The sequence below is a fragment of the Acidovorax sp. FW305-C-20-28 genome (assembly GCF_058783375.1).
In genome coordinates this window covers 137,113-163,061 of the sequence record NZ_JBYSYM010000016.1, presented here as the reverse complement: position 1 = coordinate 163,061, position 25,949 = coordinate 137,113, and the positions used below count along the sequence as shown (strand labels likewise).

The 25,949-nt window shown below is 68.1% G+C and carries 24 protein-coding genes and 1 pseudogene; 16 read left to right on the top strand and 9 right to left on the bottom strand.

Annotated features, from left to right (window positions below):
• From AC3WOH_RS19260 to fdxA, 5 genes and pseudogenes are all read right to left on the bottom strand, one after another.
• Positions 1 to 149 (bottom strand): annotated as a pseudogene (locus AC3WOH_RS19260) (electron transfer flavoprotein subunit beta/FixA family protein); the annotation flags it as partial.
• Positions 150 to 246: 97 nt separating this feature from the next.
• The gene (locus tag AC3WOH_RS19255) at positions 247 to 1,434 is read right to left on the bottom strand and encodes an amidohydrolase family protein (RefSeq protein ID WP_492230917.1); all 1,188 of its coding nucleotides are present in this window, start codon (positions 1,432 to 1,434) and stop codon (positions 247 to 249) included.
• A gap of 244 nt (positions 1,435 to 1,678) precedes the next feature.
• Positions 1,679 to 2,365: a TetR/AcrR family transcriptional regulator gene (locus AC3WOH_RS19250; protein ID WP_492230916.1), complete on the bottom strand. Its 687-nt coding sequence runs from the start codon at positions 2,363 to 2,365 to the stop codon at positions 1,679 to 1,681.
• Between the two features lie 61 nt (positions 2,366 to 2,426).
• Positions 2,427 to 3,200: a ferredoxin--NADP reductase gene (locus AC3WOH_RS19245; protein WP_184855012.1), complete on the bottom strand. Its 774-nt coding sequence runs from the start codon at positions 3,198 to 3,200 to the stop codon at positions 2,427 to 2,429.
• Between the two features lie 69 nt (positions 3,201 to 3,269).
• Entirely contained in the window at positions 3,270 to 3,599 is a 330-nt protein-coding gene (gene fdxA, locus AC3WOH_RS19240) for a ferredoxin FdxA (protein ID WP_492230915.1), read from the bottom strand.
• Between the two features lie 175 nt (positions 3,600 to 3,774).
• Here fdxA and AC3WOH_RS19235 point away from each other — a divergent pair, with 175 nt between their 5' ends.
• From AC3WOH_RS19235 to AC3WOH_RS19175, 13 genes are all read left to right on the top strand, one after another.
• Positions 3,775 to 5,397, top strand: coding sequence for a 6-hydroxynicotinate reductase (locus AC3WOH_RS19235; protein ID WP_492230914.1), 1,623 nt, complete (start codon positions 3,775 to 3,777; stop codon positions 5,395 to 5,397).
• 10 nt (positions 5,398 to 5,407) lie between these two features.
• Positions 5,408 to 6,331, top strand: coding sequence for a UPF0280 family protein (locus AC3WOH_RS19230; protein WP_492230913.1), 924 nt, complete (start codon positions 5,408 to 5,410; stop codon positions 6,329 to 6,331).
• Positions 6,332 to 6,351: 20 nt separating this feature from the next.
• Entirely contained in the window at positions 6,352 to 6,993 is a 642-nt protein-coding gene (locus tag AC3WOH_RS19225) for an amino acid synthesis family protein (RefSeq protein ID WP_492230912.1), read from the top strand.
• A 44-nt stretch (positions 6,994 to 7,037) separates the two neighbouring features.
• Entirely contained in the window at positions 7,038 to 7,622 is a 585-nt protein-coding gene (locus AC3WOH_RS19220) for an amino acid synthesis family protein (RefSeq protein ID WP_492230911.1), read from the top strand.
• 91 nt (positions 7,623 to 7,713) lie between these two features.
• A complete protein-coding gene (locus AC3WOH_RS19215) occupies positions 7,714 to 8,919 on the top strand; it encodes an ABC transporter substrate-binding protein (protein ID WP_492230910.1) in 1,206 nt (401 codons plus the stop codon).
• A gap of 133 nt (positions 8,920 to 9,052) precedes the next feature.
• Positions 9,053 to 10,948, top strand: coding sequence for an ABC transporter permease (locus AC3WOH_RS19210; RefSeq protein WP_492230909.1), 1,896 nt, complete (start codon positions 9,053 to 9,055; stop codon positions 10,946 to 10,948).
• The gene (locus AC3WOH_RS19205) at positions 10,945 to 11,739 is read left to right on the top strand and encodes an ABC transporter ATP-binding protein (RefSeq protein WP_492230908.1); all 795 of its coding nucleotides are present in this window, start codon (positions 10,945 to 10,947) and stop codon (positions 11,737 to 11,739) included. Before AC3WOH_RS19210 ends, AC3WOH_RS19205 begins: the two co-directional genes overlap by 4 nt.
• Entirely contained in the window at positions 11,739 to 12,488 is a 750-nt protein-coding gene (locus tag AC3WOH_RS19200; RefSeq protein WP_492230907.1) for an ABC transporter ATP-binding protein, read from the top strand. Before AC3WOH_RS19205 ends, AC3WOH_RS19200 begins: the two co-directional genes overlap by 1 nt.
• A gap of 72 nt (positions 12,489 to 12,560) precedes the next feature.
• Positions 12,561 to 13,286 (top strand): bifunctional nicotinamidase/pyrazinamidase, encoded by a 726-nt coding sequence (gene pncA, locus AC3WOH_RS19195; RefSeq protein ID WP_492230918.1) that lies wholly within the window; start codon positions 12,561 to 12,563, stop codon positions 13,284 to 13,286.
• Positions 13,287 to 13,484: 198 nt separating this feature from the next.
• Positions 13,485 to 14,660: an ABC transporter substrate-binding protein gene (locus tag AC3WOH_RS19190; protein WP_492230906.1), complete on the top strand. Its 1,176-nt coding sequence runs from the start codon at positions 13,485 to 13,487 to the stop codon at positions 14,658 to 14,660.
• An 18-nt stretch (positions 14,661 to 14,678) separates the two neighbouring features.
• A complete protein-coding gene (locus AC3WOH_RS19185) occupies positions 14,679 to 15,197 on the top strand; it encodes a (2Fe-2S)-binding protein (RefSeq protein ID WP_492230905.1) in 519 nt (172 codons plus the stop codon).
• Positions 15,194 to 18,937, top strand: coding sequence for a molybdopterin cofactor-binding domain-containing protein (locus tag AC3WOH_RS19180; RefSeq protein WP_492230904.1), 3,744 nt, complete (start codon positions 15,194 to 15,196; stop codon positions 18,935 to 18,937). The genes AC3WOH_RS19185 and AC3WOH_RS19180 overlap by 4 nt, the downstream gene beginning before the upstream one ends.
• 310 nt (positions 18,938 to 19,247) lie before the next feature.
• The gene (locus AC3WOH_RS19175) at positions 19,248 to 19,685 is read left to right on the top strand and encodes a hypothetical protein (RefSeq protein WP_492230903.1); all 438 of its coding nucleotides are present in this window, start codon (positions 19,248 to 19,250) and stop codon (positions 19,683 to 19,685) included.
• 3 nt (positions 19,686 to 19,688) lie between these two features.
• Here the strand turns inward: AC3WOH_RS19175 and AC3WOH_RS19170 are convergent, their stop codons facing one another.
• The 3 genes from AC3WOH_RS19170 to AC3WOH_RS19160 form a co-directional block, all read right to left on the bottom strand.
• Positions 19,689 to 20,231, bottom strand: coding sequence for an EVE domain-containing protein (locus tag AC3WOH_RS19170; protein WP_492230902.1), 543 nt, complete (start codon positions 20,229 to 20,231; stop codon positions 19,689 to 19,691).
• Positions 20,188 to 20,568 (bottom strand): VOC family protein, encoded by a 381-nt coding sequence (locus tag AC3WOH_RS19165; protein ID WP_492230901.1) that lies wholly within the window; start codon positions 20,566 to 20,568, stop codon positions 20,188 to 20,190. Before AC3WOH_RS19165 ends, AC3WOH_RS19170 begins: the two co-directional genes overlap by 44 nt.
• An 87-nt stretch (positions 20,569 to 20,655) precedes the next feature.
• Positions 20,656 to 21,393, bottom strand: coding sequence for a GntR family transcriptional regulator (locus AC3WOH_RS19160; protein WP_492230900.1), 738 nt, complete (start codon positions 21,391 to 21,393; stop codon positions 20,656 to 20,658).
• 126 nt (positions 21,394 to 21,519) lie between these two features.
• On the opposite strand from AC3WOH_RS19160, the gene pcaB reads away from it, so the two are divergent.
• From pcaB to AC3WOH_RS19145, 3 genes are all read left to right on the top strand, one after another.
• Complete coding sequence (gene pcaB / locus AC3WOH_RS19155; protein WP_492230899.1) at positions 21,520 to 22,896, top strand: 3-carboxy-cis,cis-muconate cycloisomerase; 1,377 nt, start codon at positions 21,520 to 21,522, stop codon at positions 22,894 to 22,896.
• Positions 22,897 to 22,959: 63 nt separating this feature from the next.
• Positions 22,960 to 23,943 carry a tripartite tricarboxylate transporter substrate-binding protein gene (locus tag AC3WOH_RS19150; protein WP_492230898.1) on the top strand — a complete coding sequence of 328 codons (984 nt, stop codon included), beginning with the start codon at positions 22,960 to 22,962 and terminating at the stop codon, positions 23,941 to 23,943.
• A 16-nt stretch (positions 23,944 to 23,959) separates the two neighbouring features.
• A complete protein-coding gene (locus AC3WOH_RS19145; RefSeq protein WP_492230897.1) occupies positions 23,960 to 25,459 on the top strand; it encodes a fumarate hydratase in 1,500 nt (499 codons plus the stop codon).
• Here the strand turns inward: AC3WOH_RS19145 and AC3WOH_RS19140 are convergent.
• Positions 25,449 to 25,877 (bottom strand): VOC family protein, encoded by a 429-nt coding sequence (locus tag AC3WOH_RS19140; protein ID WP_492230896.1) that lies wholly within the window; start codon positions 25,875 to 25,877, stop codon positions 25,449 to 25,451. The genes AC3WOH_RS19145 and AC3WOH_RS19140 overlap by 11 nt on opposite strands.
• Between the last annotated feature and the right edge of the window lie 72 nt (positions 25,878 to 25,949).

Genomic DNA, 25,949 nt, shown 5'->3' with positions numbered 1-25,949 from the left:
TTGAGGCGCACGGCCTCTTCGACGGCGATTTCGTCAAAGGGGTTCATGCTCATCTTCACGTTGGCGATGTCCACACCGCGCAAGTCCGATTTGACGCGGACCTTGACGTTGTAGTCCACCACGCGCTTGACGGGGACGATTACTTTCATTGGAAGAACTCCATCAGTACAAAGAAACAGGGGCGCTGGTGCGGGCACCAGCGCGGTAAATGAAGCGGGTGTGCTGAAGGGGTTCAGGGCCTGGGGCTCAGAGCACCACCGGAATTTCGGTCGCGGGCGGCGTGTTGCGGCTGCGACCGCAGCGCACGATGCCGTCGATCATCACCATGCCGATGCCCGGGATGTCGCCCAGCTGCACGCTTTCGAGCAGGGTGGCGCCGGCCGTGTGCTGGGCGCGGTCCATGAACACGAAGTCGGCTGCGCGGCCCGGCTCGATCAGCCCGCAGTTGAGGTCGCGGATGCGCGCCGTGTTGCCCGTGGCAAAGCAGAACACCAGCTCGGCCGGGATGTTGGCGAAGCTCGAGATCAGCGCGATCATGCGCAGCATGCCCAGGGGCTGCACGCCCGAGCCCGCGGGACCGTCGGTGCCCAGGATCACGCGGTGCGGGCACTTGAGTTCCATGGCGGCGCGCGCGGCCTCGATGGCGATCTTCTCGTTGCCGTTGTGCACCAGCTCGATGGCGCGCGAAGACTTCTCGCACAGCTCGCACACATGCTTCCAGGGCAGCGAGGTGTGGCCGCCGTTGATGTGGCCGATCACGTCGGCATCGGCTTCCAGCACCACGTCCTTGTCGATCAGGCCCGAGCCGGGAATCGACGGGCCGCCGGTGTGGATGGTGCTCTGGATGCCGTGCTTGCGCGCCCAGGCCACCATCTCCTTGGCCTCGTAGCCGGCCTTGACCGAGCCCAGGCCCACCTCGCCGAGCAGCTTCACGCCGGCCTCGGCCATGTCCTTGAAGTCCTGCTCGACCATGCCCTTCTCGATCACCGGCGCGCCGGCGATCACCTTTACGCCACCGGGGCGAAAGTTGTCGAACGCGCGCTGCGCGGTGATGGCCAGGGCCTTCACGCCCACGATGTCCTTGGGCCGGCCGGGCAGGTGCACTTCGCCGGCCGAAATCATGGTGGTCACTCCGCCGTTCATGGTCGAGTCGATCCAGCCGATCTGGTTCTGGCGCGGCGTCCAGTCGCCGAACACGGGGTGCACGTGGCTGTCGATCAGGCCGGGGGCCACGCAGGTACCGCGTGCGTCGATGGTGGTGCGCGCGTGTTCGGTGTCGCAGTCCTTCTCGCGGCCCACGGCCACGATGAGGCCGTCGTTCACGACGATGGTGTCGGCATCGAGGATGGGGCGTTCGAGGTCGCCCGAGAGCAGCAGGCCGATGTTCTTGATGACGACTTTGCCGGAGGTTGCGTTGGTGGAGAGGTCTGCCATGGAGGGTTCCAGTCGGGGGAGGGATGGAAGGGGCAAACTGCTGCGATCGTGGGGCTGCAATTCGTGTAGTAAATACTACATAAGAGGTGCGCGTCGTGCAAGGTGGAATGCACTGCAAAGCGCTCTTGTCCAAAAGCTGGGCGGGGCCGCGAGGCAGGCAGGCTGCGCCCCTCGCTGGTCACGTGCACCGGCGAGAAGCGCTTGCAAGATGGGGGCCATGGGCCCGGGGAGTGCGTGCTGCGCCTCAGGCGGCGCGCACAGTCCGAAGCACGGTATCGATCATGAAGTCGTCCCAGTGGGCGACGGCTTCGGGCTGGTCGATGTCCTCGCCCAGGAAGGCCGAGAGCGTGTAGCGGTTGGATTGGTAGAAGTAGCCCATGGAGGCGATCAGCAGGTACAGGTCGCGCGCGCGCAGGTCGGCGCGGAACTCCTTGCTCGCCACGCCCGCGGCCAGCACCTGCTCGATCACCGACACGGCCGGCGAGGAATACTCGCGCGCGCGCATCGACTTGGAGATGTGCTTGCCCTTGTGCAGGTTCTCGGTGTTGAGCAGCGTGACGAACTCGGGGTGCTTGCGGTAGTACTGGCTGACAAAGCGCACCACGGCCTTGAGGGCCTCGACCGGGGTGTCGAGGCGGATATCGAGGGCCGTCTCGGCGTCGTTCATGCGCCGGTAGATCTCTTCGAGCACCTCGATGAACAGGCCTTCCTTGCTGCCGAAGTAGTAGTAGATCATCCGGTCGAAGGACTTGGCCGCCTTGGAGATCTTCTCCACGCTGCCGCCTTCGTAACCGTAGCGCGCGAACACCTTGATCGCGGCCTTGAGGATGTTGTCGCGGGTGGTTTGCGCTGCCTGCTCGCGCACGCCGGTGCGGCGGGCGGAGGGGGCGCGGGTGGAAGCAGTCCGGGTCTTGGTGGGTGTGGCCGACATGGATGATCCGTTGGGTGGCAGGGCGGCCCCTGCGGTGCAGGGGCCGGGCCTGCCGGAGATATTACTGCTCCGCGAAGGCGCGCTCGATCACGAAATCACCGGGCTTGGTGGTGTTGCCTTCCTTGAAGCCGCGCTCTTCCATCATGTGCTTGAGGTCGCGCAGCATCTCGGGGCTGCCGCAGATCATCACCCGGTCTTCCACCGGGTTCAGGGCGGGCAGGCCCAGGTCGCGCGCGAGCTGGCCGTTCTCGATCACGGTGGTCACGCGGCCCTGGTTCTTGAACTCCTCGCGCGTCACGGTGGGGTAGTACTTGAGCTGCTTGCTCACCATCTCGCCCAGGAACTCGTGCTCGGGCAGTTCCTTGGTGATGTAGTCGTGGTAGGCCAGTTCCTTGACCTCGCGCACGCCGTGCACCAGCACCACTTCCTCGAACTTCTCATAGGTCTCGGGGTCGCGGATCAGGCTCAGGAAGGGGGCCAGGCCTGTGCCGGTGGACAGCATGTACAGGCGCTTGGCGGGCAGCAGGTAGTCGATCAGCAGGGTGCCGGTGGGCTTCTTGCCCACGACGATGGAATCACCCACCTGGATGTTCTGCAGGCGCGAGGTCAGCGGGCCATCGGGCACCTTGATCGACAGGAACTCCAGGTGCTCCTCGTAGTTGGCGCTGGCGATGCTGTAGGCGCGCAGCAGTGGTTTGCCGTTCACGCGCAGGCCGATCATGGTGAAGTGGCCATTGGAGAACCGCAGCGCGGTGTCGCGGGTGGTTTTGAACGAAAAAAGGCGGTCCGTCAGGTGGTTGACGGACAGCACGCGTTCTTCAAGAAAGGCGCTCATGGTCGTAACGTCGGCTAAAAGTTGAGAAAACGGGTGTAAAAGCTGGCTGAAAGGCTGGGGCCGCAGGCGTCAAAAGCTGACATCCAGGCCGGAAAGCTTGTGGCGCACAACCCTCCATTGTTCCGCATCTGGCAAAGGCGGTTTTCTTTTGGTGATAGTGGGCAGGCCCGGAGCCAGCTTTTTGTTGAAGGCCAGGAAGATTTCCATGCCTTCGGGCAGGTCGTCCTCGGCATAGATGGCATTGGCCGGGCATTCGGGAATGCAGACCGCGCAGTCGATGCATTCGTCGGGGTCAATCACCAGGTACTCGGGCCCCTCCTTGAAACAATCGACCGGGCATACATCCACGCAGTCGGTGTACTTGCACCGAATGCATGCGTCTGTGACTACGTGCGTCATTTTGGGGCTCCTTGTGCACCATTTCAGGGGGCGCGCAAACACTATTGCGGACTGCGAATGATTGCGCTACATTCGCCTCAAATGTAGTGATCACCACATTTTTGTTAAGTGAATGCTACACAAAACGCCATGAACGTACAAGCACTGAAATCGGTGCGAGGAATGGGTTGCCACGATGACTGAACACACCAAGACCGACGGACTTCCCGGCATGGATGCACCCGAGCTGCCGCAGGTGCTCGAACGGGCCCGGCCGCGCAATGAGCGCATGAACGCGGCCAAGGTGGAGTGCAACGCCTGCCCCGTGCTGTGCCAGATTTCCGAGGGTCGCAGCGGCGCCTGCGACCGCTATGCCAACCAGGCCGGCGTGCTGGTGCGGGTCGATCCCGTGGTGCTGCTGCGCAAGACCATCGAGGATGGCGAGGCCAAGCTGGTGCCCTTCTCGGGCCGTGCCATCGAAGCCGGTGCCGACGCTGCCGAGGCCCCTGCCGGCCAACCCACCTGGAATGGCGACCTGCTGCTGACCGAAGAAGTCTTCGTCACCGGCGTAGGCTCCTCCACCACCTACCCCGACTACAAGCCCGCGCCTTTCATCGTGGGCTCAAAGGCCGATGGCGTGGACATGGTCACCGTGGTCACTGAAGGCATCTTCAGCTACTGCAGCTTCAAGGTGAAGATCGACACCGACCGCTTTCTCGGCCCCGAGCAGGCCAATGTGCGCTGCAAGGGCGAGGTCGTGGGCCATGTCACCACGGCCGAATACGGCTCGCAGATGCTGTCGCTGGGCGGGGTGCACCACCTCACGGGCGGCAGCAAGAAAGAAGGGCGCATCGCCAACGAGATGATGCAGGCGCTGGGCAACAAGCAGGCGGTGGAGCTGACCATCGATGGCGGCTCGCAGCTCGTGATCCAGGCCGGGCAGGCGCCCATCGTCAACGGCGTGGCCGAGCAGCGCATGCGCGTGGGCTGCGGCTCGGCGGCCATCGGCATCTTTGCGCGCCAGTTCTTTGGCCAGGCCGACGAGGTGGTGGTAGTGGACGACCACATCACCGGCGTGCTCACCGAGCACCAGGCCGGCCGCTGCCTGGACATGAAGTCCTCGGGTATCAAGATGCGCGGGCGCAAGTCCACGCCGGGCCGCTATTTCCAGGTGGCCAACCCCGGCACGGGCTGGGGCGGCACCGACATCGCCGACCCCCTGTCCATCATCGAAGGCTGGGACGAATCCGTGGCCTGGCCCGGCCTGCGCCTGCTGATGACCTCCACGACCGGCGAACACGCGAGCTGGTATGTGCTCGACGAATCGCTGGTGCCGGTGGAGGCCGAAATGCCCGAGGCCGTGCGCCGCATCGTGGACCGCATCGGCGAGAACTGCGAGCCCTCGCTGACCTCGGTGCTGTTCCTCGGCGGCGCGGGCGGCAGCCTGCGTGCCGGCGTCACCGAGAACCCGGTGCTGCTCACGCGCTCCATCAAGAATGCCCTGGTGAACGTGACCTGCGGCGGCGCGCCGGCCTATGTCTGGCCCGGCGGTGGCATCACCGTGATGGCCGATGTGCTGCGCATGCCCGACAACAGCTTTGGCACGGTGCCCACGCCGGCCATCGTGGCGCCCATCGAATTCAGCATGCGCCGCAGCGACTACGAGTTGCTGGGCGGCCACATGAGCGAGGTGCGCAGCCTGCGCGAGGTGCTCGAACGCGGTGCCTGGCACAACGATGGTGCGCCGCTGTCGGCCTCCTGGCTGGCCCTGCCGTCGGCCAACCCCTGGCCGCTGGGCCGTCCCCCGCTGCTGGGCTGAGGGCTGCGCCATGCAAGCCACCCGTCAACTGCTGTCCCCGGGCCGCTGGCACCTGCAGCATGGCCCCATGGACATCATCGTCCAGGCCGAAGGCGATGCGCTGGCCGTGGCCGCCGCGCATGCGCGCGCCTGGGTGCGCTTCGAAGGCCTGCTGCAGGAACTGGTGCGCGAGCTGCCCGGCCTGCGCGCGCCGGTGGGCGAAGGCGAATGCCCGCTGCAAGGCCCCGTCGCGCGCCGCATGTGGCAGGCCTGCCGGCCGTTTCGCCAGGACTTCATCACCCCCATGGCTGCGGTCGCGGGTTCGGTGGCGCAGGAGCTGCTGTCCTGCTATGTGGTGGATGGCGTGCAGCGGGCCTGGGTGAACAATGGCGGCGACATCGCGCTGCACCTGGCAGCGGGCGAAGCGGCGCGGGTCGGCGTGTACGCCGACATCGCCGCACTCGATGCGGCGCAGCTGCAACAAGGCCTGCTGCTCGACGGGGCCTTCCGCATCGCCAGCACCCTGCCCGTGCGCGGCATTGCCACCAGCGGCTGGCGCGGGCGCAGCCATTCGCTGGGCATTGCCGACAGCGTCACCATCCTGGCCACCACGGCGGCCCAGGCCGATGCCGCCGCCACCGTGGTGGCCAACGCGGTGAACGTGCAGGATGCGCGCATCGTGCGCAGGCCCGCTTGGGAGGTCAAGGACGACAGTGACCTGGGCAGCATCCCCGTGACGGTCGATGTGCCCGACCTGCCCCCGGCGCTGGTGCGCCAGGCCCTGCAGGCCGGGCTGGAAAAAGCGCAAGAATTGCAGGCTGGCGGTCACCTGTGGTGCGCGCTGCTCTCATGCCAGGGGCAATGGATGGCGACGCCATCGGCCACCGGCCTGTTGGAGCACGCAGCGCCCGGGAAATCCGGCGCCGTTTTCGAAGTTGGTTCAGTATTTGCTTAATGAATTGCACAGGCCATCCCATGATCCAGATCCGACGCGTTTTCACCCATGTTGAGGAAATCCGGCACGAATTCGGTCCCGAAACCGGTGCACCGCTGCTGCGCGGCGCCATCGGCGCGGTGCTCACCAACCCCTATGCCGGCCGCTACGAAGCCGACATCCTGCCCATGATGGATGCGCTGCAGGGCGTGGGCCTGGACATGGCGCAGCGCCTGCTGGCTGCCATGGGCGTGCCGGCTGAGCGCATCGCCACCTATGGCAAGGGCGCCATCGTCGGCGCGGCCGGCGAGCTGGAGCATGGCGCGCTGTGGCATGTGCCGGGCGGCTATGCCATGCGCGAGCTGCTCGGCTGGAAGGGCGACCGCAACGCCTACGCCAAGGGCCAGGCCGAGGAGAAGACCGGACAGCCGGGCAATGCGCTGTCCATCGTGCCCTCCACCAAGAAGGTGGGCGGCCCTGGCGCTGCGCTCGATGTGCCGCTCACCCACATCAACGCCAGCTACGTGCGCAGCCATTTCGATGCCATCGAGGTGCGCGTGCCCGGCGCACCGCGCGCCGACGAAATCGTCTTCATCCTGGCCATGACCACCGGCGCGCGCATCCATGCCCGCGTGGGCGGGCTCAAGGCCGAAGACATCAGCCAGTGGAACGGCCTGCGCTGATCCCCTGCCACCCATAACGATACGAGAGACCAAGGAGTACACACATGCCCGCCAAGATCCGGAAAATCATCGTCCAGACCGACGAAGTGCGCGTGGAAATGGGCCAGGAGGTCAATCCGCCCGTGCGCAAGGCCCTGGCCATGGCCGTCATCGAGAACCCCTTTGCCGGCCGCTTCGAGCAGAACCTGGACGCGCTGATCGCCATCGGCGAAGAACTCGGCGGCCTGTTGGGCGAGCGCTGCGTGCAGGCCCTGGGCATCGCGCCCGGCCAGGCCGAAAGCTACGGCAAGGCCGCCATCGTGGGCGAGGGCGGCGAGCTGGAGCATGCCGCCGCCATCCTGCACCCCAAGCTGGGCGCGCCGCTGCGCGTGGCGGTGGAAAAGGGCGCCGCGCTGGTGCCGTCGAGCAAGAAGATCGGCGGCCTGGGTGCCGCCATCGACGTGCCCCTGGGCCACAAGGATGCTGCTTACGTGCGCAGCCATTTCGATGCCATGGAGGCCCGTGTGGCCGATGCACCACGCGCCAACGAGATCGTGGTGGCAGTGGTCGTGACGGCCGGCGGCCGCCCGCTGCCGCGCATTGGCGGCCTCACGACCGCAGAAATCCAGGGCAAGGACGGCCTGCGCTGAGCGCACCGCCACACCCGTGACCTGCAGTCTCCCCGATACTTACCGTTTGCCCCGCTGTTTCTCTCCCATCCAATCCCTCAGGAGTGTTCCCATGACGATGCTAAAGACCCTCATGCGTGTTACGGCCGCCGCCGCGCTGGCCGCCACCCTGGCTCCCGCCATGGCCCAGGATGTCATCAAGATCGGTGAGATCAACAGCTACAAGGCCCAGCCCGCCTTCCTCGAGCCCTACAAGAAGGGCATGGAACTGGCCGTGGACGAGATCAACGCCGCGGGCGGCCTGCTGGGCAAGAAGGTCCAGCTCGTGATCCGCGACGACAACGGCAACCCCGGCGATGCCGTGCGCGCCGCCGAGGAACTGGTCTCGCGCGAGAAGGTCGACGTGCTCACCGGCTCCTTCCTCTCGCACGTGGGCCTGGCGCTGACCGACTTCGCCAAGCAAAAGAAATTCTTCTTCCTGGCCGGCGAGCCGCTGACCGACAAGATCGTCTGGCAGAACGGCAACCGCTACACCTACCGCCTGCGCCCCTCCACCTACATGCAGGTGTCGATGATGGTGCCCGACGCCGTGGCCCTGAAGAAGAAGCGCTGGGCGCTGGTCTACCCCAACTACGAGTACGGCCAGTCGGCCGTGGCCACCTTCAAGCAGTTGCTCAAGGCGGCCCAGCCCGATGTGGAATTCGTCGTCGAACAGGCGCCGCCGCTGGGCAAGGTCGACTCGGGCAGCGTGGTGCAGGCCCTGGCCGATGCCAAGCCCGATGCCATCTTCAACGTGCTGTTCGGTGCCGACCTGTCCAAGTTCGTGCGCGAGGGCAACACGCGTGGCCTGTTCAAGGACCGTGAAGTGGTCAGCCTGCTGACCGGCGAGCCCGAGTACATGGACCCGCTCAAGGACGAAGCCCCCAACGGCTGGATCGTGACCGGCTACCCCTGGTACGGCCTGCAGACGCCTGAGCACAAGGCCTTCCACACCGCCTACCAGGCCAAGTTCAACGACTACCCGCGCCTGGGCTCGGTGGTCGGCTACAGCGCCATCAAGTCGCTGGGCGAGGGCATCAAGAAGGCCAACTCCACCGACACCGAGAAGCTGGTCGTCGCCTTCAAGGGCCTGCAGGTGCCCACGCCCTTCGGCCGTATCACCTACCGCCCCGAGGACAACCAGTCCACCATGGGCGGCTACGTGGGCCGCTCCAAGAACGAAGGCGGAAAGGGCGTGATGGTCGACTACCGCTACGTGGACGGCGCCAAGGTGCAGCCCTCGAACGACGAAGTCAAGAAGATGCGCCCGGCCGACTGACGGCTGGTCCCCGGCCTGACGCGGCTGGTGGGCTCTTGCGCCCGCCAGCCGCCAAGGCCATATTGCTACCCCACATGCACGCGAACGGGCAGACGGACATGCCCGAGGGACAAGTGTTGCCGAAGGATCTGGAATGAGTTTTTCGAGTTTTATCGTTCAGCTGCTCAATGGGCTGGCGGGGGCTTCCTCGCTGTTCCTCGTGGGGGCCGGGCTGTCGCTGATCTTCGGTGTCACACGCATCGTCAATTTCGCGCATGGCTCGTTCTTCATGGTGGGCATCTACGTCGCCTACTCGCTGGTGGCCAAGCTGGGCACGGGCCTGGGCTTCTGGCCCGCGCTGCTGCTCTCGGCCGTGGTGGTCGGCGTGCTCGGCGCCCTGGTGGAGGTGGTGCTGCTGCGCCGCATCTACAAGGCGCCCGAGCTGTTCCAGCTGCTGGCGACCTTTGCGCTGGTGCTGGTGATCAAGGATGCCGCGCTCTGGATCTGGGGCCCCGAGGAACTGCTCGGCCCGCGCGCGCCGGGCCTGTCGGGCTCGGTCAGCATCCTGGGCCGGCAATTCCCGTCGTATGACCTGTTCCTGATCGTCGTCGGCCCGGTGGTGCTGGGCCTGCTGTGGCTGCTGCTCACCCGCACCCGCTGGGGCACGCTGGTGCGCGCCGCCAGGCAGGACCGCGAGATGGTCAGCGCCCTGGGCGTGAACCAGGCCTGGCTGTTCACGGCCGTGTTCGCCCTGGGTGCCCTGCTGGCCGGCCTGGGCGGCGCGCTGCAACTGCCGCGCGAACCGGCCACGCTGGAGATGGACCTCAACACCATCGGCGCCGCCTTCGTGGTGGTGGTGGTGGGCGGCATGGGTTCCATCCCGGGGGCCTATGTGGCGGCCCTGTTGATCGCCGAGATCAAGGCTGTCTGCATCTGGCTCGGTGTGGTCGAGATCTTCGGCTACAGCGTCTCCTTCTCCAAGCTCACCCTGGTGGTCGAATTCCTCGTGATGGCGGTTGTGCTCGTGGTGCGCCCCTGGGGTCTGATGGGCAAGGCCCAGGCCGCCAGCCGCAACACCGGCATTCCTGAAGCGCCGCTGCGCGCCTCGCCGCCCTGGTACAAGATCGGCGCTGCCGCGCTGGTGGCCGTGCTCGTGGTGCTGCCCTTCGTGACGACCGGCTCGCCCTACCTCACGGTGCTGATGATCGACCTGCTGATCGCCGCCCTGTTCGCCGCCAGCCTGCACTTCATCATGGGCCCGGCGGGCATGCACTCTTTCGGCCATGCGGCGTACTTCGGCCTCGGGGCCTATGCGGCCGCGCTGCTGGTGCGCTCGGCCGGCATCCCCATGGAAGTGGCCCTGGTGCTGGCACCGCTGGCCGCCGCCGCGGGTGCGCTGCTCTACGGCTGGTTCTGCGTGCGCCTGTCGGGCGTGTACCTGGCCATGCTGACGCTGGCCTTCGCGCAGATCACCTGGGCCATCTGCTACCAGTGGGACGGCTTCACGGGCGGCAGCAACGGCCTCACGGGCGTGTGGCCGGCGCAGTGGCTGTCGGACAAGCGCAACTACTACTTCCTCACGCTGGCCCTGGTGGTGGGCGGCGTGTTGGCTCTGCGCCGGGTGCTGTTCTCGCCCTTCGGCTATGCGCTGCGCGCCGGGCGCGACTCGGTGCTGCGGGCGGACGCCATCGGCATCGACGTCAAGCGCATGCAGTGGACGGCCTTCGTCATCGCCGGCCTGTTCGCGGGCCTGGGCGGTGCGTTGTTCGCCTTCTCCAAGGGCAGCATCTCGCCCGAGGCGCTGCACGTGGGCAAGTCGGTCGACGGCCTGGTCATGGTGCTCCTGGGCGGTATCCAGACGCTGGCCGGCCCGGTGGTGGGTGCCGTCACCTTCACCTGGCTGCACGACACCGTGGCGCGCAACACCGACTACTGGCGCGCCATGCTGGGCGCCATCATCCTGATCCTGGTGCTGCTGTTCCCGCAGGGCATTGCCGGCGCCATCAAGCAACTCTTCGATAACAAGCGCGAAGCGAAGGAGGCAGCATGAGCCTGCTCAAAGTCACCGGCCTGGGCAAGTCGTTCGGCGGGGTCAAGGCCGTCGACGGCATCCATTTCGAGCTGGCGGCCGGCGAGCTGCTGGCCCTGATCGGCCCCAACGGCGCGGGCAAGTCCACCACCTTCAACATGGTCAACGGGCAGTTGCAGGCCGATGCGGGCTCCATCCAGCTCAACGGCCAGGAGCTCGTGGGCCGCAAGCCGCGCGACATCTGGCGCCTGGGCGTGGGCCGCACCTTTCAGATCGCCGAGACCTTCTCCTCGCTGACTGTGGTGGAGAACGTGCAGATGGCGCTGATCTCGCACGACAGCCGGCTGTTCTCGATGTTCCGCAAGGCCTCGGACCACAAGCGCGACGAGGCCCTGGCCCTGCTCGAACAGGTGGGCATGAAGGCCCAGGCCGACCGGCCCTGCAGCGTGCTGGCCTACGGTGACGTGAAGCGTGTGGAACTGGCCATCGCCATGGCCAATGCGCCCAAGCTGCTGCTCATGGACGAGCCCACCGCCGGCATGGCGCCCAAGGAGCGCAACGAGCTCATGGCGCTGACCAAGCAGCTGGTGATCGACCGCGGCATGGCCGTGCTGTTCACCGAGCACAGCATGGATGTGGTGTTCGCGTATGCCGACCGCATGATCGTGCTGGCGCGCGGCCGCCTGATCGCCGAGGGCAAGCCCCTGGAGCTGCGCGACCACCCCAAGGTGCAGGAGGTGTACTTCGGCACCGGCAAGACCTTCGAGAAAAAGACGACGACGACAGCGGCTGCGCCCGCGGAGACCGCATGATGAGCACGACGACGAACGAACCCAGGGAAGTGCTGCTCGAGGCCAAGGGCCTGCAGGCCTGGTATGGCGCGGCGCAGATCCTGTACGACGTGGACCTCGATGTGCGCCGCGGCGAGGTCGTGGCCCTGATGGGGCGCAACGGCGCGGGCAAGTCCACCACGCTCAAGACGCTGATGGGCATGCTGGCCAAGCGCAAGGGCCAGATCCGCTTCATGGGCAAGGACCTGTCGAAAAGCGACCCGCACGACGCCGCGCGCCTGGGCCTGGGCTTCGTGCCCGAGGACCGCCGCGTGTTCACCGACCTCTCGGTGATGGAGAACCTCGAAGTGGGCCGCCAGCCCGCACGCCACTGGCCCGACGGCACGGCCGCGCCGCTGTGGACGCCCGAGGCCCTGTTCAAGCTGTTCCCCAACCTGGGCGAGATGCCCCAGCGCCCTGGCGGCCGCATGAGCGGCGGCGAGCAGCAGATGCTGACCGTGGCCCGCACCCTCATGGGCAACCCCTACCTGGTGCTGCTGGACGAGCCCTCGGAAGGCGTGGCCCCGGTGATCGTGGAGCAGATGGCGCAGATGATCCTGGAGCTCAAGGCCCAGGGCGTGAGCATCCTGCTGTCCGAACAGAACATGCATTTCGCCGAACTCGTCTCCGACCGCGCCTATGTGCTCGAAAAGGGCCAGATCCGCTACCAGGCGTCCATGGCCGAACTGGCCGCCAACGACGAGGTGCGCAGGTCCTACCTGAGCGTGTGAGGATTTCCCGGCGGGGCCCGGTGGGCCCCGCCGATCTGTGCCAGTGCGTTCCCAACCGGAGTGTCCGCCATGATGATCCCTGCCAAGCGCCGTTCCTTTCTCCAATCCGCTGCTGCCCTTGCCCTTGCGGGGGGCGGCCTGCCCCTGGCCTTCGCTGCGGGCAAGATCAAGCCCGGCGAGCGGGCGGCCCTGATCGTGGTGGACGTGCAGAACTGCTTCGTGCCCGGCGGCACGCTGCCCGTGGCCAAGGGCGACGAGGTGGTGCCGGTCATCAACCGCATCGCCACGGCGTTCGAGAACGTGGTCGTCACTCAGGACTGGCATACGCCGGGCCATGCCTCGTTCGCCAGCACGCATGCGGGCAAGAAACCCTTCGAGACCACGAAACTGAGCTACGGCCAGCAGGTGCTGTGGCCCGACCACTGCGTGCGCGGCACCGACGACGCGGCCCTGCACAAGGACCTCAAGCTGCCCCAGGCCCAGGTGATCCTGCGCAAGGGCTTCCACGAGCATGTGGACAGCTACTCGGCCTTCGAGGAGGCCGACCGCAAGACCTCCACGGGCCTGGCGGGGTATCTGAAGCAGCGCGGCATCAAGACGGTGTTCGTGACCGGCCTTGCCACGGATTTCTGCGTGGCCTGGACGGCGCTGGACGCCAAGCGCCTGCGTTTCGAGACCTATGTGGTGGAAGACGCCTGCCGCGCCATCGACCTCAACGGCTCGCTCGAAGCCGCGTGGAAGCAGATGAAGGCCAAGGGCGTCAAGCGCATCCAGTCGGAGGACATTGCCCTGGCCTGAGCCAGGAGCGCGTGATCGGGAGCCATTGCGCCAAGGTGGAAGGCCGTCCTCGGCATGGGTCTTGCGTCTGACCGCAGGGTGCCCGCGGAGCAATCCGTAGGCACCCTGGTATTGACGGTTTCGCAACACACCGGACCAGGGCTTGCAGGACCCCTTCTCTAAAGGGGACACTTCCACGTTTGATGTAAGGAGCGTTTCATGAAGTTTCGTGAGATAGAGAGTGGGCGCACCGACCGCAGGGCTGTGCTGATGACCCTGGCCGCCACGGCCCTGGGCAGCGCCGGCACGGCTGCGGCGGCCGAGACGGGGGTGACGGACAAGGGCATCAAGGTCGGGCAGTCTGCAGTCTTCACCGGGCCCGCCAAGGATTTCGGCGTGGACTACAAGGCCGGCATCGCGCTCTACTTCGACCGCATCAACAAGGCTGGCGGGGTGTTCGACCGCAAGCTTGATCTCGTTTCGCTCGACGACGCCTACGAGCCCAAGAAGACCGCCGAGAACACGGCGCGCCTGATCGATGAGGAAAAGGTCTTCGCCCTGATCGGCTACGTGGCCACAGGCAACCTGATCGCTGCCATGCCGCTGGCCGAGAAGGCCGGCGTGCCCATGTTCGCGCCGCTGGTGGGCACCACCTCGTTTCGCACCACGCACAACCGCTACCTGTTCCATGTGCGCGCCAGCTACGAGACCGAGCTGCGCAAGATCGTGGGCCACCTGGCCACGCTGGGCATCACGAACATCGCCGTCATCTACCAGAACAGCGCCTTCGGCAAGTCCAACCTCGAAACCTGCCTGCAGATCGCCCAGGGCCTGAAGGTCAAGGTGGTCGAATCCGTGCCCATGGAGATCGCCGCCACCGACGCCAAGGCCCAGGTGGCGCAGCTCACCAAGGCCCAGCCCGGCGCCGTGGTGATGATCGTGGCCGGCAAGATGGTCGAGGTCTTCCTGCGCGACTACCGCGCGGCGGGCGCCGCATCGCCGCTGTACACCATCTCGGTGGGCATCACCGATGCGCCGGGTTCTGCACAGCGCCTCAATGGCGGCATCGAAGGACTGGTCACGGCCAACATCGTGCCGTCACCGCAGGCCAGCCGCATGCCCATCGTCGTGGACTACCGCAAGGACCGCACCGACGCGGGCGCCAAGATCGACAGCTACACCATGCTCGAAGGCTATATCGCCGCGCGCGTGTTCGTCGAAGGGCTCAAGCGCGCCGGGCGAAACCTCACGCGCGAGGCCTTCATCAAGGCCATGGAAGACATGGGCACCACCAAGTTCGGCGATTTCCCGGTGCAGTACGGTCCGAACAACCACAATGGGTCCAACTTCGTGGACCTGGAGATGTACACCCGCACCGGCAGCCTCAGGCGCTGACCGACCCCCACAGGAACAATGCAGACCCCAGCCACCGTTCTCTCCCTTTCCGTCAACGGCCAGCCATGTGAATTGCCAGCAGGCACCCCTAGCGCGGGCGCCACGCTGCTGCATGTGTTGCGCAACGACCTTTCGCTCAACGGTCCCAAGTACGGCTGCGGCCTGGGCCAGTGCGGCGCCTGCACGGTGCTGGTGGATGGGGTGGCGGCGCGGGCCTGCGTGATCCCCGCGCGCGGCGTGGCAGGCCGCGAGGTGACCACGCTGGAGGGCCTGCCCGCGCGCTGCCAGGGCACGGCGTGCGATGCCGGCCTGCACCCGGTGCAGCAGGCGTTTGTCGATGAACAGGCGGCCCAGTGCGGCTACTGCCTGAGCGGCATGGTGATGATGGCGGTGGCGCTGCTCGAGCGCAACCCCGATCCCGACGAGGCCGCCATCCGCCGTGAGCTCTCGGGCAACCTGTGCCGCTGTGGCACGCATGTGGAGATCATCCGCGCCGTGCAGCGCGCGGCCGTGCTGGTGCGCGGGGTGGCGGCATGAACGCACCTGCTGCTTCCTCGCTGCGCGCGCACAGCCCGCTCACGCGTGCCGACTTCCATGCGGCCCAGGGCGTGCTGCTGGTGGTGCGCAACCCGCCGCCCGCGCCGCCGCCCGTCAAGGGCCAGCCGGCCCTGGTGGCCGGCAACCCGGCCGAGGGGGTGGAGATCCTGATCGCCGTCTGGGACGACGGCAGCGTGACCGCGCTCAACGGCCATGTGGACCTGGGCACCGGCATTCGCACGGCCTTGGCGCAGATCGTGGCCGAAGAACTCGAAGTGCCGCTGGCGCATGTGAACATGGTGTTGGGCGATACCACGCGGGCGCCCAACCAGGGCGCCACGATTGCAAGCGCCTCGATCCAGATCCATGCCAGGCCGCTGCGCATCGCGGCGGCCCAGGCACGCCACTGCTTGCTGGCCCGGGCCGCAGAGCACCTGGGCGTGGCTGCCGACGCGCTGCAGGTGCGTGCCGGCATGGTGCAGGTGGCGGCCGACCCGGCGCGCCAGGTGGCCTATGGCGAACTGCTCGCCGGAACGCACACCGCGCTGGAGCTGGCCGACGCCACGCCCACCAAGCCCACGGCCGACTACACGGTGGTGGGCCAGTCGGTGCAGCGCGTGGACATACCGGCCAAGGTCAGCGGCGAGCTGGTCTTCGTGCACGACATGCGCGTGCCCGGCATGCTGCATGGCCGCGTCGTGCGCCCGCCCTATGCAGGGGCCGACCATGGCGACTTCATCGGCAACACGCTGGAGTCGGTGGACCAGTCGTCCATCGCCCACATCCCGGGCATCCGCGCCGTGGTGGTCATCCGCGACTTCGTGGGCATCGTCGCCGAGCGCGAGGAACAGGCCGAGGAGGCCCAGCGCTGCCTGGTGGTGCGCTGGAAACCCTGGCCCGGCTTTCCCCGGCAGGACAGCCCCGAAGCCATTGCGCAGGCCATCCGCACCAACCCCTCTACCCAGCGCCGCCTGGTGGACGAGGGTGACGTGGACGCGGCCCTGGCCGGTGCCGAGCAGTCCATGCCGCGCACCTATGTCTGGCCCTACCAGCTGCACGGCTCCATCGGCCCCTCGTGTGCGGTGGCCGAGTGGCGCCAGGACGATGCCTCCGGCCGCGCGCGCATGGCCGTCTGGGCCGGCACGCAGAACCCCCATGTGCTGCGCGCCGACCTGGCGCGCCTGATGGGCTTGGCCGACGTGGACATCGACCTGGTGCGCATGGAGGCCGCAGGCTGCTATGGCCGCAACGGCGCCGACGATGTGGCGGCCGATGCCGCGCTGCTCTCGCGCGCCGTGGGCGCGCCCGTGCGCGTGCAGCTCACGCGCGAGCAGGAGCACCTGTGGGAGCCCAAGGGCACGGCCCAGCTCATGCAGGTGCGCGGCGGTCTCAACGCCGATGGCTCGGTGGCGGCCTACGATTTCGAGACCTCGTACCCGTCCAACGGCGCGCCCACGCTGGCCCTGTTGCTCACCCGCACCATCGAGCCGCTGGCCCAGGCCTACGAGATGGGCGACCGCACGGCACGCCCGCCCTACGACTACGACAACCTGCGCGTGGCCGTGAACGACATGGCGCCCATCGTGCGCGCCTCGTGGCTGCGCGGCGTCTCTGCCCTGCCCAATTCCTTCGCGCACGAATCCTATGTGGACGAGCTGGCCACGGCCGCCGGTGTGGACCCGGTCGAGTTCCGCCTGCAACTGCTGAGCGACCCGCGCGCGGCAGAACTCGTCAAGGCCACGGCCGAGAAGGCCGGCTGGCTGCCGCACACCGGGCCGCGCGTGCCTGGCCCGGGTGACCTGCAAGGAGTCGATGGCGATTGGGTGCAGGGCCAGGGCTTTGCCTACGCGCGCTACATCCACAGCAAGTGGCCAGGCTTCGGCGCCGCCTGGGCCGCCTGGGTGGCCGACGTGGACGTGAACAAGAAGACCGGCGAGGTGCATGTGCGCCGCGTGGTCGTGGGCCACGATACCGGCCTCATGGTCAACCCTGCAGGCGTGGAGCACCAGGTGCACGGTAACGTGGTGCAGACCACCAGCCGCGCGCTCAAGGAGCAGGTGCGCTTCGATCCGGTCACGCAGGCCGTGGACACGCGCGAATGGGGCAGTTACCCCATCCTGAGCTTCCGCGAGGTGCCGGTCATCGAGGTCATGCACATGCCCCGGCAGGACGAGGCGCCGCTGGGCTCGGGCGAATCCTCCTCGGTGCCCGGCACGGCGGCCATCGCCAACGCCATCTTCGATGCCACGGGCGTGCGCTTTCGCGCGCCGCCGTTCACACCCGAGGTGGTGCGCGCGGGCCTCAACCCGCTGGGCGCGGCCTCAGGGCAGGGCGGTAGTGCCCCCGAAGCCTCGCCGGTGCAGCCGGCCGATGTGCTGCCCACGCTGGAGCTGCCTGCGCCCGCCGTACCGGCTACCGCCACCTGGCCCAAAAAGCGCAGCCCCTGGGGGCGGGCGCTGGCCTTGGTTGCGGGCGGCCTGGCCATGGGCGCCGCATTGCTGGGCTGGCGCCCGGCCATCGCACCGGTGGCGCAGACGGCGGGCGGTGCCTCGGTCTACAACGCCGCCACCATCGAGCGCGGTCGCCTGGTCGCCGCGGCTGGCGACTGCGTGGTCTGCCACACCGCAGCCGGCGGCACGCCCAATGCCGGCGGGCGTGCCATGGACACGCCCTTCGGCACGGTCTACACCACCAACCTCACGCCCGATGCGGAGACCGGCATCGGCCAGTGGTCCTTCAGCGCCTTCCAGCGCGCCATGCGCGAGGGCATCTCGCGCGACGGCAAGCACCTGTACCCCGCCTTCCCCTACACCTCGTTCGCCAAGATGAGTGACGACGATCTGACCGCGCTGTACGCCTGGCTCATGGCCCAGCCGCCGGTGCGCGCTGAGGTGCCGAAAACGCAACTGGCCTTCCCGTTCAGCGTTCGCCCGCTCATGGCCGGCTGGAACGCGCTGTTCCACGATGCCACGCCCTGGAAGCCCGACCCCACGCGCCCGCCCGAATGGAACCGCGGCGCCTACCTGGTGCAGGGGGCCGGCCACTGCGGCGCCTGCCACACGCCGCGCAACGCGCTGGGGGCGGAGATGGGCGGCGCGGCCTTCCTCTCGGGCGCGCAGGTCGATGGCTGGGAGGCGCCTGCGCTCACGGGCCTCTCCAAAGCCCCCGTGCCCTGGACCGCCGATTCGCTCTACAGCTACCTGCGCAAGGGCCACAGCCCGGAGCACGGCGTGGCCTCGGGCCCCATGGCGCCGGTGGTGCAGGAACTGGCGCAACTGCCCGACGAAGACATCCGCGCCATGGCCACCTACCTGGCCTCGTTCAATGCGGCCCCGGAACCCGCCGCCGACGCTGCGGCAAAGGCCCAGGCCGCCGTGGCGCGGGCGGCCGCATTGGCGCCCCAGCCCGGCCAGGCCCAGCGCCTGTTCAACGGCGCTTGCGCTGCCTGCCACCACGATGGCGACGGCCCCAAGCTGCTGGGCGCCAATGTGCCGCTGGCGCTCAACAGCAACCTGCACAGCGACCGGCCCGACAACCTGCTGCAAGTCATCGTCCATGGCATCCGCGAGCCCGCTTCACGCGAGCTGGGCTTCATGCCGGGTTTCGGCCATGCGCTCAGCGATGCGCAGATCACCGAACTGGCGGGCTATATGCGCCAGCGCTACGCCCCGGGCCGGCCGGCCTGGACCGATGTGCCGGCGGCGCTGGCGCGGGTACGGGCGGGGCCGGCGCATCCCTAGTCAGTGGACTATTCGCCACAATGGAACCCCTTTGACCATGGAGTTCCATCGGATGGACCTGTACCGGATGGCATGCTGCACAGCCTTTGCGGCTTGGTGCCTGCTGCTGGCTGCGTGTGGCAACGACGTTCGTGGCGCACCCGAGCCACCGGCGGAATTCGGGGCCAGGCAGAGTTCGCTGGTCGGCTGCCCGTCCCTGCAAGGCGTCTACGCCTGGCCGCCGGTGGCTGGTGAATATGCAGGGGGCAAGATCCCCAGCAACCGCACGCCGTGGGATGGCGGGCTTCCAGTGCCTGTCAACGGTCGGGAGATGCAGATCTGGGTACAGCAACCGCCAGGCGGGCAGACGGTGGTGCGCACGCGGCTGGTGAACCGGGCGCGCAATGTGCGCAATGTGCTCGCCAGGCAGTGGAGCCTGGCCACCTATGGCAGAAGCGAGCTGGGCTGTACGTCGGGCATGCTCGAACTGAAGCCCAGGGACACTTCTGCCGCCAACCACTACGGCGGCACCAGCATCCGCCGCGGCTTTCGCCTGGCGCGCATGAAGGACGGTGCCTTGGCCGTGGGCATCCACACCCTTTCCACCGGCCACACCGGCTCGTTCTTCTCCTGGGGCGGGCAGTCCTACGGGAGCTACAAGGCGGCAGACGTCGAGTACTGGTCCTGGTCCAAGCTCGCCCTGCAGGGGCCGGGCGACCAGGAGCCTGCCCCCATCGATGCCTATGTGCCTGGCGCCACGGCGCCGTGACTCTCAGTTGAACATCAGGCTGTTGCGGTCCGCGCCCATGGCGTCGGCAATGAGGCGCATGTCATGGTCGTTGATGGCCACCAGGCCGAAGCGGAATGCATAGCCCCAGCGCGTGCGGTCCTGCACGAAGTCGAAGTGGTCGAGCAGCGGCGCGATGGGCGCCTCGCGGGCCGGCACATAGTCCACGCCCCGGCGGTAGGGCACGAAGCCGCCGCCCATGTCGAAGGCATAGGGATCGCCGGTCTTCACCAGACCCACGGAGACGAAGGCCTGCAGCCGGTCGCTGCCGCCCATGCTGACCGTGGGCGCGTAGTAGGCCACGCGGTCACCTGCCTGCATGCGCCGCAGCGGTGCCGCCTTGCCATGGCAGACCTGCATGAAGCCGGCACCGGGCTCGGCACAGCCGCGCCGCGCATGGTCGGCGCAGGCCACGGCGATCCAGTTGCCGCGCGGTGGGGAAGCGGGCGGGGCAGCCTCGGCCCACAGGGCCGATTGCGCCGGCTCAGGCCAGCGCATGCAGGCCCACGCGGTTGCCATCCAGGTCATGGATGTGCGCGAAGAAGCCCAGGCCCGGCGGCAGGGCTTGGCGCGGCAGGGCCACCTGGCCGCCCTGGGCCAGCACGCGGTCCAGCGCCTCGTCGAGCGAGGGCGAGGCATCCAGGTAGACCAGGGTGCCGGCGCCGGGCGCGGGCTGCGGCGCGGTCGGCCCCATGAGCAGGGCGCCGCCCGTGCCATCGGCCTCGGGGTCGTAGGCGAACACTGCGCCTTCGCTCGGGCCCATGGCCTCGCGGCGCATGGTCTGGCCCAGTACGGCCTCGTAGAAGGCCTGGGCGCGGTCCAGCTGGGTGGTGGGGATCTCGAACCAGGTGATGGCGTTTTTCATGGGTGCTCCTTGCGTGTGAATGAAGAAGCCCCGATGGTGATGACCTGCTGCTGACAGCGGCTTGTCAGTACGGTAGCAGCAGCGTTGTTACTCGCGCGAACGGCTCAGTTCCAGCGAGAACTTGAAGCGGTCTGCCGGGTGCAGCGAGACCGAGATCTCGAACACCTGGTCGGCCGCGTCGAGGTAGTGGCGCGTGATCTTGAGCGCCGGCGCACCGGCCTCGGCGCGCAGGGCCTCGGCATGCTCGCGCGGCACCAGCACGGCCTCGATGTCCTGGCGGATGCGGGCGATGCGCCGGCCATAGCGCTCCTCGATGAGGGTGCTGGCCAGGGTCTCGGGCGCGTCGCGCACGATGGGGCCGATGTCGGCGTAGGCCGGGTCGATGTACAGGTCCAGCCAGCAGATGGGGCGCGCCTTGCGCGTGCTGCCGCCCTCCATGCGCAGGCAGGCGATGTGCAGCCAGCGCGTGCCGCCGGGGCAGCCCAGGTCCTGGGCGAGGGCCAGGTCCGCAACCACCTCATTGACCGACTGCACGGTGCGCATGTGCTCGGCGCCGAAGCGCGCGAGTTCTTCCACGGTGGCGATGGACTGCGTGAAGCCGGCCTGGGGCCGCTGGGCCTCCACGCGCGTGCCCACGTTCTTGCGCCGCGAGATCAGGCCCAGCTCCTGCAGCCCGTCCAGGGCCTTGCGCACCGCGTAGCGGCTCAGCCCGTACTGCGCGCACAACTCGAACTCGGTGGGCAATAACGTGCCCACGGCGTAGCGGCCGGAGGCAATGCCCTCGGACAGGTCGCGGGCGAGGTCGGGGGGCTTGGCAGTGGTCATGCAGGCAGGTTCCTGCCTAGGGAAAACCCCAGGCTGAGTTTTGTTCGAACATATCTACAGTTCATACAAGCGTATTTGTTCGAACATTTATATATGTTCGTATTTTATCAACATATCCGGCCTGCCATGTCCTCTTCCCTGTTTTCCCCTGCCAGCACGGTCCTCGATTCGGTGCTGTTCCGCGATGCCTTCGGCACGCCGCGCATGCGCGAGGTGTTCTCCGACAGCACGCTGATCGCGCGCTACATCGAGGTGGAGGTGGCGTTGGCCCGTGCCGAGGCGCGCTGCGGCGTGATTCCGGCCGAGGCGGCCGAAGCCATTGCCCGCGAGTCGCGCCTGGAGCGCGTGGACTTCGATCACATGCGGCACGAGACCGACATCGTGGGCTATCCCATCCTGCCGCTGGTGCACCAGCTCGTGGAGATGTGCGGCGAGGCCGGGCGCTACGTGCACTGGGGCGCGACCACGCAGGACATCATGGACACGGCCAACGTGCTGCAGCTGCGCGACGGCCTGGCGCTGGTGGAGGCCGATATCCGCGAACTGCGCGGCATCCTGGCTGCGCTGGCAGCCAAGCACCGCGACACGCCCATGGCCGGCCGCACCCACCTGCAGCAGGCCCTGCCCGTGACCTTTGGCTACAAGGTCGCCATCTGGCTGGCCATGTTCGACCGCCACCAGGAGCGCCTGGCCGAGCTGCGCAAGCGCGTGCTGGTGGTGCAGTTCGCCGGGGCCGCGGGCACGCTGGCCTCGCTGGGCGACAAGGGCTTCGAGGTGCAGGCCGCGCTGGCCGATGAACTCAACCTGGCCGTGCCCGCGACCACCTGGCATGTGGCGCGCGACGGCTTTGCCGAGGCAGTGAACCTGCTGGCCCTGGTCACCGGCTCGCTGGGCAAGATTGCGCTGGACATCATGATCATGGCCTCCACCGAGTTCGCCGAGGTCTACGAGCCCTTCGTGAAGGGCCGGGGCGCGAGCAGCACCATGCCGCAAAAGCGCAACCCGATCTCCAGCGAGCTGATGCTGGCGGCCTCCAAGGCCGTGCGCCAGCAGGCGGGGCTGATGCTCGACGCCATGGTGCAGGACTTCGAGCGCGCCACCGGCCCCTGGCATGCCGAATGGCTGGCGCTGCCCGAGAGCTTCGTCCTGACCGCCGGCGCGCTGCACCAGGCCAAGTTCGCGCTGGGCGGCCTGATCGTGGACGAGGCGCGCATGCGCAGCAACCTCGGTATCAGCCGCGGCCTGATCGTGGCCGAGGCCGTGATGATGGGCCTGGCCCCGGCCATGGGCCGCCAGCAGGCGCACGACGTGGTCTACGGCGCCTGCCGCACCGTCAACGAGCGGGGGGGCACCCTGGCCGAGGCGCTGGCCGCGCTGCCCGAGGTGGTGCGCCACTTCGACCGCGCGGCCATCGACCGGCTCACCGACCCCGCCAACTACCTGGGCCTGGCCCCCGCCATGGTGGACCGTGCCGTGGCCGCGTCGGCGGCAACCGACCGCTGAGCACCCGATCAGCCCCCTCTTGCGCTTTCCGTTCCTTCCCACAACCATTCCAGGAGACACGTCATGAACACCGCCAAGACCCTTGGTGCGGCCGCCGCATTGCTGTGCGCCGCCACCTTCGCCCACGCCCAGCAGGCCTGGCCCGCCAAGCCGATCACCTGGATCGTGCCGTTCGCGGCGGGCGGACCCACCGATGCCATGGCGCGCGACATTGCCGACAAGGTGGGGCGGCAGGTGGGCCAGTCCATCGTGATCGAGAACGCGGCCGGCGCGGGCGGCACCATCGGCGCGGCCAAGGCCGCCAAGTCGGCGCCCGACGGCTACACCTTCCTGGTCGGCCACATGGGCTACATGGGCGCGGCGCCCTCGCTGTACAAGAAGCTGGCCTACGACCCGGTCAAGGACTTCGACGCGGTGTTCCGCTTCCCCGACACCCCGCTGGTGCTGCTGGTGCCCAAAAGCTCGCCCTACAAGACGGCTGCCGAGCTCATCGCCGCGGCCAAGGCCAACCCGCGCAAGATCAACTTCGGCAATGCGGGCGTGGGCTCCACCTCGCACCTGATCGCAGCGCTGTTCGAGTCGCGCGCCGGCATCGAGGTCACCTCCATCTCCTACAAGGGCGCGGCGCCGGCCATGAACGACCTGGTGGGCGGCCAGGTGGAAGCCATGTTCGACCAGAGCAACACCGCGCTGCCCCAGGTCACGGGCGGGCGGCTCAATGCGATTGCGCTGACCTCGCTCACGCCCATGCCGCAGCAGTACCCCAACGTGGCCCCGCTGGCCGACAAGACCCTGCCCGGCTTCGAGGCCGCCACCTGGTACGGCCTGTACGCACCCAAGGGCGCGCCCAAGGACGTGGTGCAAAAGCTCCACCAGGCCTACCTCAAGGCCCTGGCCGACAAGACCTGGACGGCACGCATGGCGACCCAGGGCATCCATTTGTTACCCGAGGCGCAGTACGCCCCAGAGGCGTTTGCGAAACACACCGCAGCCGAGGTGGAAAAGTGGCGCAAGGTGGCCACCGACGCCAAGATCCAGATCGACTGAGCGGACCACACAGCCCATGACCCGCATCGCGCAGGAAGACCTGGCCACCAGCATCGCCCAGGCGCTGCAGTTCATCAGCCACCGGCACCCGCCCGACTTCGTGCGCGCGCTGCGCCGCGCGCATGCGGCCGAAACCCATGCCCCTGCGCGCGCCGCCATGGGCCAGTTGCTGGTCAATAGCCGCATGGCGGCCCTGGGCCGGCGCCCGCTGTGCCAGGACACGGGGGTGGCCCAGGTGTTCCTGCGCATCGGCATGGGCGTGTCCTTCGTGCGCCATGACGGTGGTCCGCTGCGCAGCCTGCAGGCCGTGGTGGACGAAGCGGTGCGTACCGCCTATGGCGACCCGGCCAACCCCTTGCGCGCGACCATGGTCGCCGATCCCCTCGGTGCGCGCACCAACACGCGCGACAACACCCCTTCCATCGTGCACTGCGAACTGGTGGAGGGCGATGCGCTGGAGCTGCTGGTGGTGGCCAAGGGCGGCGGCGGCGACGTGAAGGCGCGCTTTGCCACGCTCAACCCCAGCGACAGCGTGGCCGACTGGGTGCTGGCGCAATTGCCCGGCATGGGCGCGGGCTGGTGCCCGCCGGGCGTGCTGGGCATCGGCATCGGCGGCAGCCCCGAGCAGGCCATGCTGCTGGCCAAACGCTCGCTGTTCGATGCCATCGACATCGACGCACTGCGCGCACGCGGCGCGGCCACGCCCGAAGAAGCCTTGCGTCTGGACCTGCATGCGCGCAGCAATGCGCTCGGCATCGGCGCTCAGGGGCTCGGGGGGCTCTCGGCCGTGCTCGATGTGAAGGTGCGCACCGCGCCCTGCCATGCAGCCACCATCCCCGTGGCGCTGATCCCCAACTGCGCGGCCACGCGCTACCTGCACCTCACACTCGACGGTTCAGGCCCGGCCGCGCTGCCGGACCTGTCACTCGATGCCTGGGACGGCATTCCCGACCACTTCACGGTGGAGGATGCCGTGCGCGTGGACCTGGACACGCTGAACCGCGCCGAAGTCGGCCGATGGAAGGTCGGCCAGACCCTGCTGCTCACGGGCACCCTGCTCACCGCACGCGATGCCGCGCACAAGCGCCTGGTGGACCTGCTGCAGCGCGGCGAGCCGCTGCCGGTGGAGCTGCGCGGCCGCACCCTGTACTACGTGGGCCCGGTGGACGCCGTGGCCGGCGAGGCCGTGGGCCCGGCCGGCCCGACCACCGCCACGCGCATGGACCGCTTTGTGGAGCCGCTGCTGGCGCAGACCGGGCTGCTGGCCATGGTGGGCAAGGCCGAGCGCGGGCCCGAGGCGATTGCCTCCATCCGAAAGCATGGCGCTGCCTACCTGGCAGCCACGGGCGGCGCGGCCTACCTGCTCTCACGTGCGATCCGCAAGGCGCGCGTGCTGGCCTTTGCCGACCTGGGCATGGAGGCCATCCACGAGTTCGAGGTGGTGGACTTTCCGGTCACGGTGGCCGTGGATGCGCACGGGCGCACCATCCACCGTTTTGCCGAGGCTAGAACGTGATCTTCACGGAAGGCGCGCTGCGCTGTGCCTTGCCGTGGAACACCGCCTCGATGTTGTTGCCATCGGGGTCGAGCACAAAGGCCGCGTAGTAGCCGGGGTGGTAGGGCCGCTCGCCGGGCGCGCCGTTGTCCTTGCCGCCGTGGGCCAGTGCGGCTTTGTAAAAGGCCTGCACCATGGCCTCGTCCTGCGCCTGGAAGGCCAGGTGGTGGCGGCCCGTGAGGTGGCCCTGGGCCGCGGCGCTCTTCGAGGTGGAGACGAACAGCTCGTCGGCCCAGAAGTAGTCTTCGGCGGTGCCGCCCATGGGCACCTTGAGCACCTCGAAGATGGCGCTGTAGAAGGCCTGGCTGGCCGGCAGATCGCGCACCACCAGCTGGATATGGTCGATCAGCCGGCCGCGATGCAGTTCCTGGGTTTCCATGCTGTCTCCTCGGAGTTCAGCGCAGTGTGCCAGGGGCCAGGGGGCGGACGCCATCGCGCTCACCCCCTGTTA

Excerpts from the sequence above, each read along its gene's own strand:
- AC3WOH_RS19255 (WP_492230917.1), bottom strand. The coding sequence starts at position 1,434 with ATGGCAGACCTCTCCACCAACGCAACCTCCGGCAAAGTCGTCATCAAG.
- AC3WOH_RS19250 (WP_492230916.1), bottom strand. The coding sequence starts at position 2,365 with ATGTCGGCCACACCCACCAAGACCCGGACTGCTTCCACCCGCGCCCCC.
- AC3WOH_RS19245 (WP_184855012.1), bottom strand. The coding sequence starts at position 3,200 with ATGAGCGCCTTTCTTGAAGAACGCGTGCTGTCCGTCAACCACCTGACG.
- fdxA (WP_492230915.1), bottom strand. The coding sequence starts at position 3,599 with ATGACGCACGTAGTCACAGACGCATGCATTCGGTGCAAGTACACCGAC.
- AC3WOH_RS19235 (WP_492230914.1), top strand. The coding sequence starts at position 3,775 with ATGACTGAACACACCAAGACCGACGGACTTCCCGGCATGGATGCACCC.
- AC3WOH_RS19230 (WP_492230913.1), top strand. The coding sequence starts at position 5,408 with ATGCAAGCCACCCGTCAACTGCTGTCCCCGGGCCGCTGGCACCTGCAG.
- AC3WOH_RS19225 (WP_492230912.1), top strand. The coding sequence starts at position 6,352 with ATGATCCAGATCCGACGCGTTTTCACCCATGTTGAGGAAATCCGGCAC.
- AC3WOH_RS19220 (WP_492230911.1), top strand. The coding sequence starts at position 7,038 with ATGCCCGCCAAGATCCGGAAAATCATCGTCCAGACCGACGAAGTGCGC.
- AC3WOH_RS19215 (WP_492230910.1), top strand. The coding sequence starts at position 7,714 with ATGACGATGCTAAAGACCCTCATGCGTGTTACGGCCGCCGCCGCGCTG.
- AC3WOH_RS19210 (WP_492230909.1), top strand. The coding sequence starts at position 9,053 with ATGAGTTTTTCGAGTTTTATCGTTCAGCTGCTCAATGGGCTGGCGGGG.
- AC3WOH_RS19205 (WP_492230908.1), top strand. The coding sequence starts at position 10,945 with ATGAGCCTGCTCAAAGTCACCGGCCTGGGCAAGTCGTTCGGCGGGGTC.
- AC3WOH_RS19200 (WP_492230907.1), top strand. The coding sequence starts at position 11,739 with ATGAGCACGACGACGAACGAACCCAGGGAAGTGCTGCTCGAGGCCAAG.
- pncA (WP_492230918.1), top strand. The coding sequence starts at position 12,561 with ATGATCCCTGCCAAGCGCCGTTCCTTTCTCCAATCCGCTGCTGCCCTT.
- AC3WOH_RS19190 (WP_492230906.1), top strand. The coding sequence starts at position 13,485 with ATGAAGTTTCGTGAGATAGAGAGTGGGCGCACCGACCGCAGGGCTGTG.
- AC3WOH_RS19185 (WP_492230905.1), top strand. The coding sequence starts at position 14,679 with ATGCAGACCCCAGCCACCGTTCTCTCCCTTTCCGTCAACGGCCAGCCA.
- AC3WOH_RS19180 (WP_492230904.1), top strand. The coding sequence starts at position 15,194 with ATGAACGCACCTGCTGCTTCCTCGCTGCGCGCGCACAGCCCGCTCACG.
- AC3WOH_RS19175 (WP_492230903.1), top strand. The coding sequence starts at position 19,248 with ATGCAGATCTGGGTACAGCAACCGCCAGGCGGGCAGACGGTGGTGCGC.
- AC3WOH_RS19170 (WP_492230902.1), bottom strand. The coding sequence starts at position 20,231 with ATGACCTGGATGGCAACCGCGTGGGCCTGCATGCGCTGGCCTGAGCCG.
- AC3WOH_RS19165 (WP_492230901.1), bottom strand. The coding sequence starts at position 20,568 with ATGAAAAACGCCATCACCTGGTTCGAGATCCCCACCACCCAGCTGGAC.
- AC3WOH_RS19160 (WP_492230900.1), bottom strand. The coding sequence starts at position 21,393 with ATGACCACTGCCAAGCCCCCCGACCTCGCCCGCGACCTGTCCGAGGGC.
- pcaB (WP_492230899.1), top strand. The coding sequence starts at position 21,520 with ATGTCCTCTTCCCTGTTTTCCCCTGCCAGCACGGTCCTCGATTCGGTG.
- AC3WOH_RS19150 (WP_492230898.1), top strand. The coding sequence starts at position 22,960 with ATGAACACCGCCAAGACCCTTGGTGCGGCCGCCGCATTGCTGTGCGCC.
- AC3WOH_RS19145 (WP_492230897.1), top strand. The coding sequence starts at position 23,960 with ATGACCCGCATCGCGCAGGAAGACCTGGCCACCAGCATCGCCCAGGCG.
- AC3WOH_RS19140 (WP_492230896.1), bottom strand. The coding sequence starts at position 25,877 with ATGGAAACCCAGGAACTGCATCGCGGCCGGCTGATCGACCATATCCAG.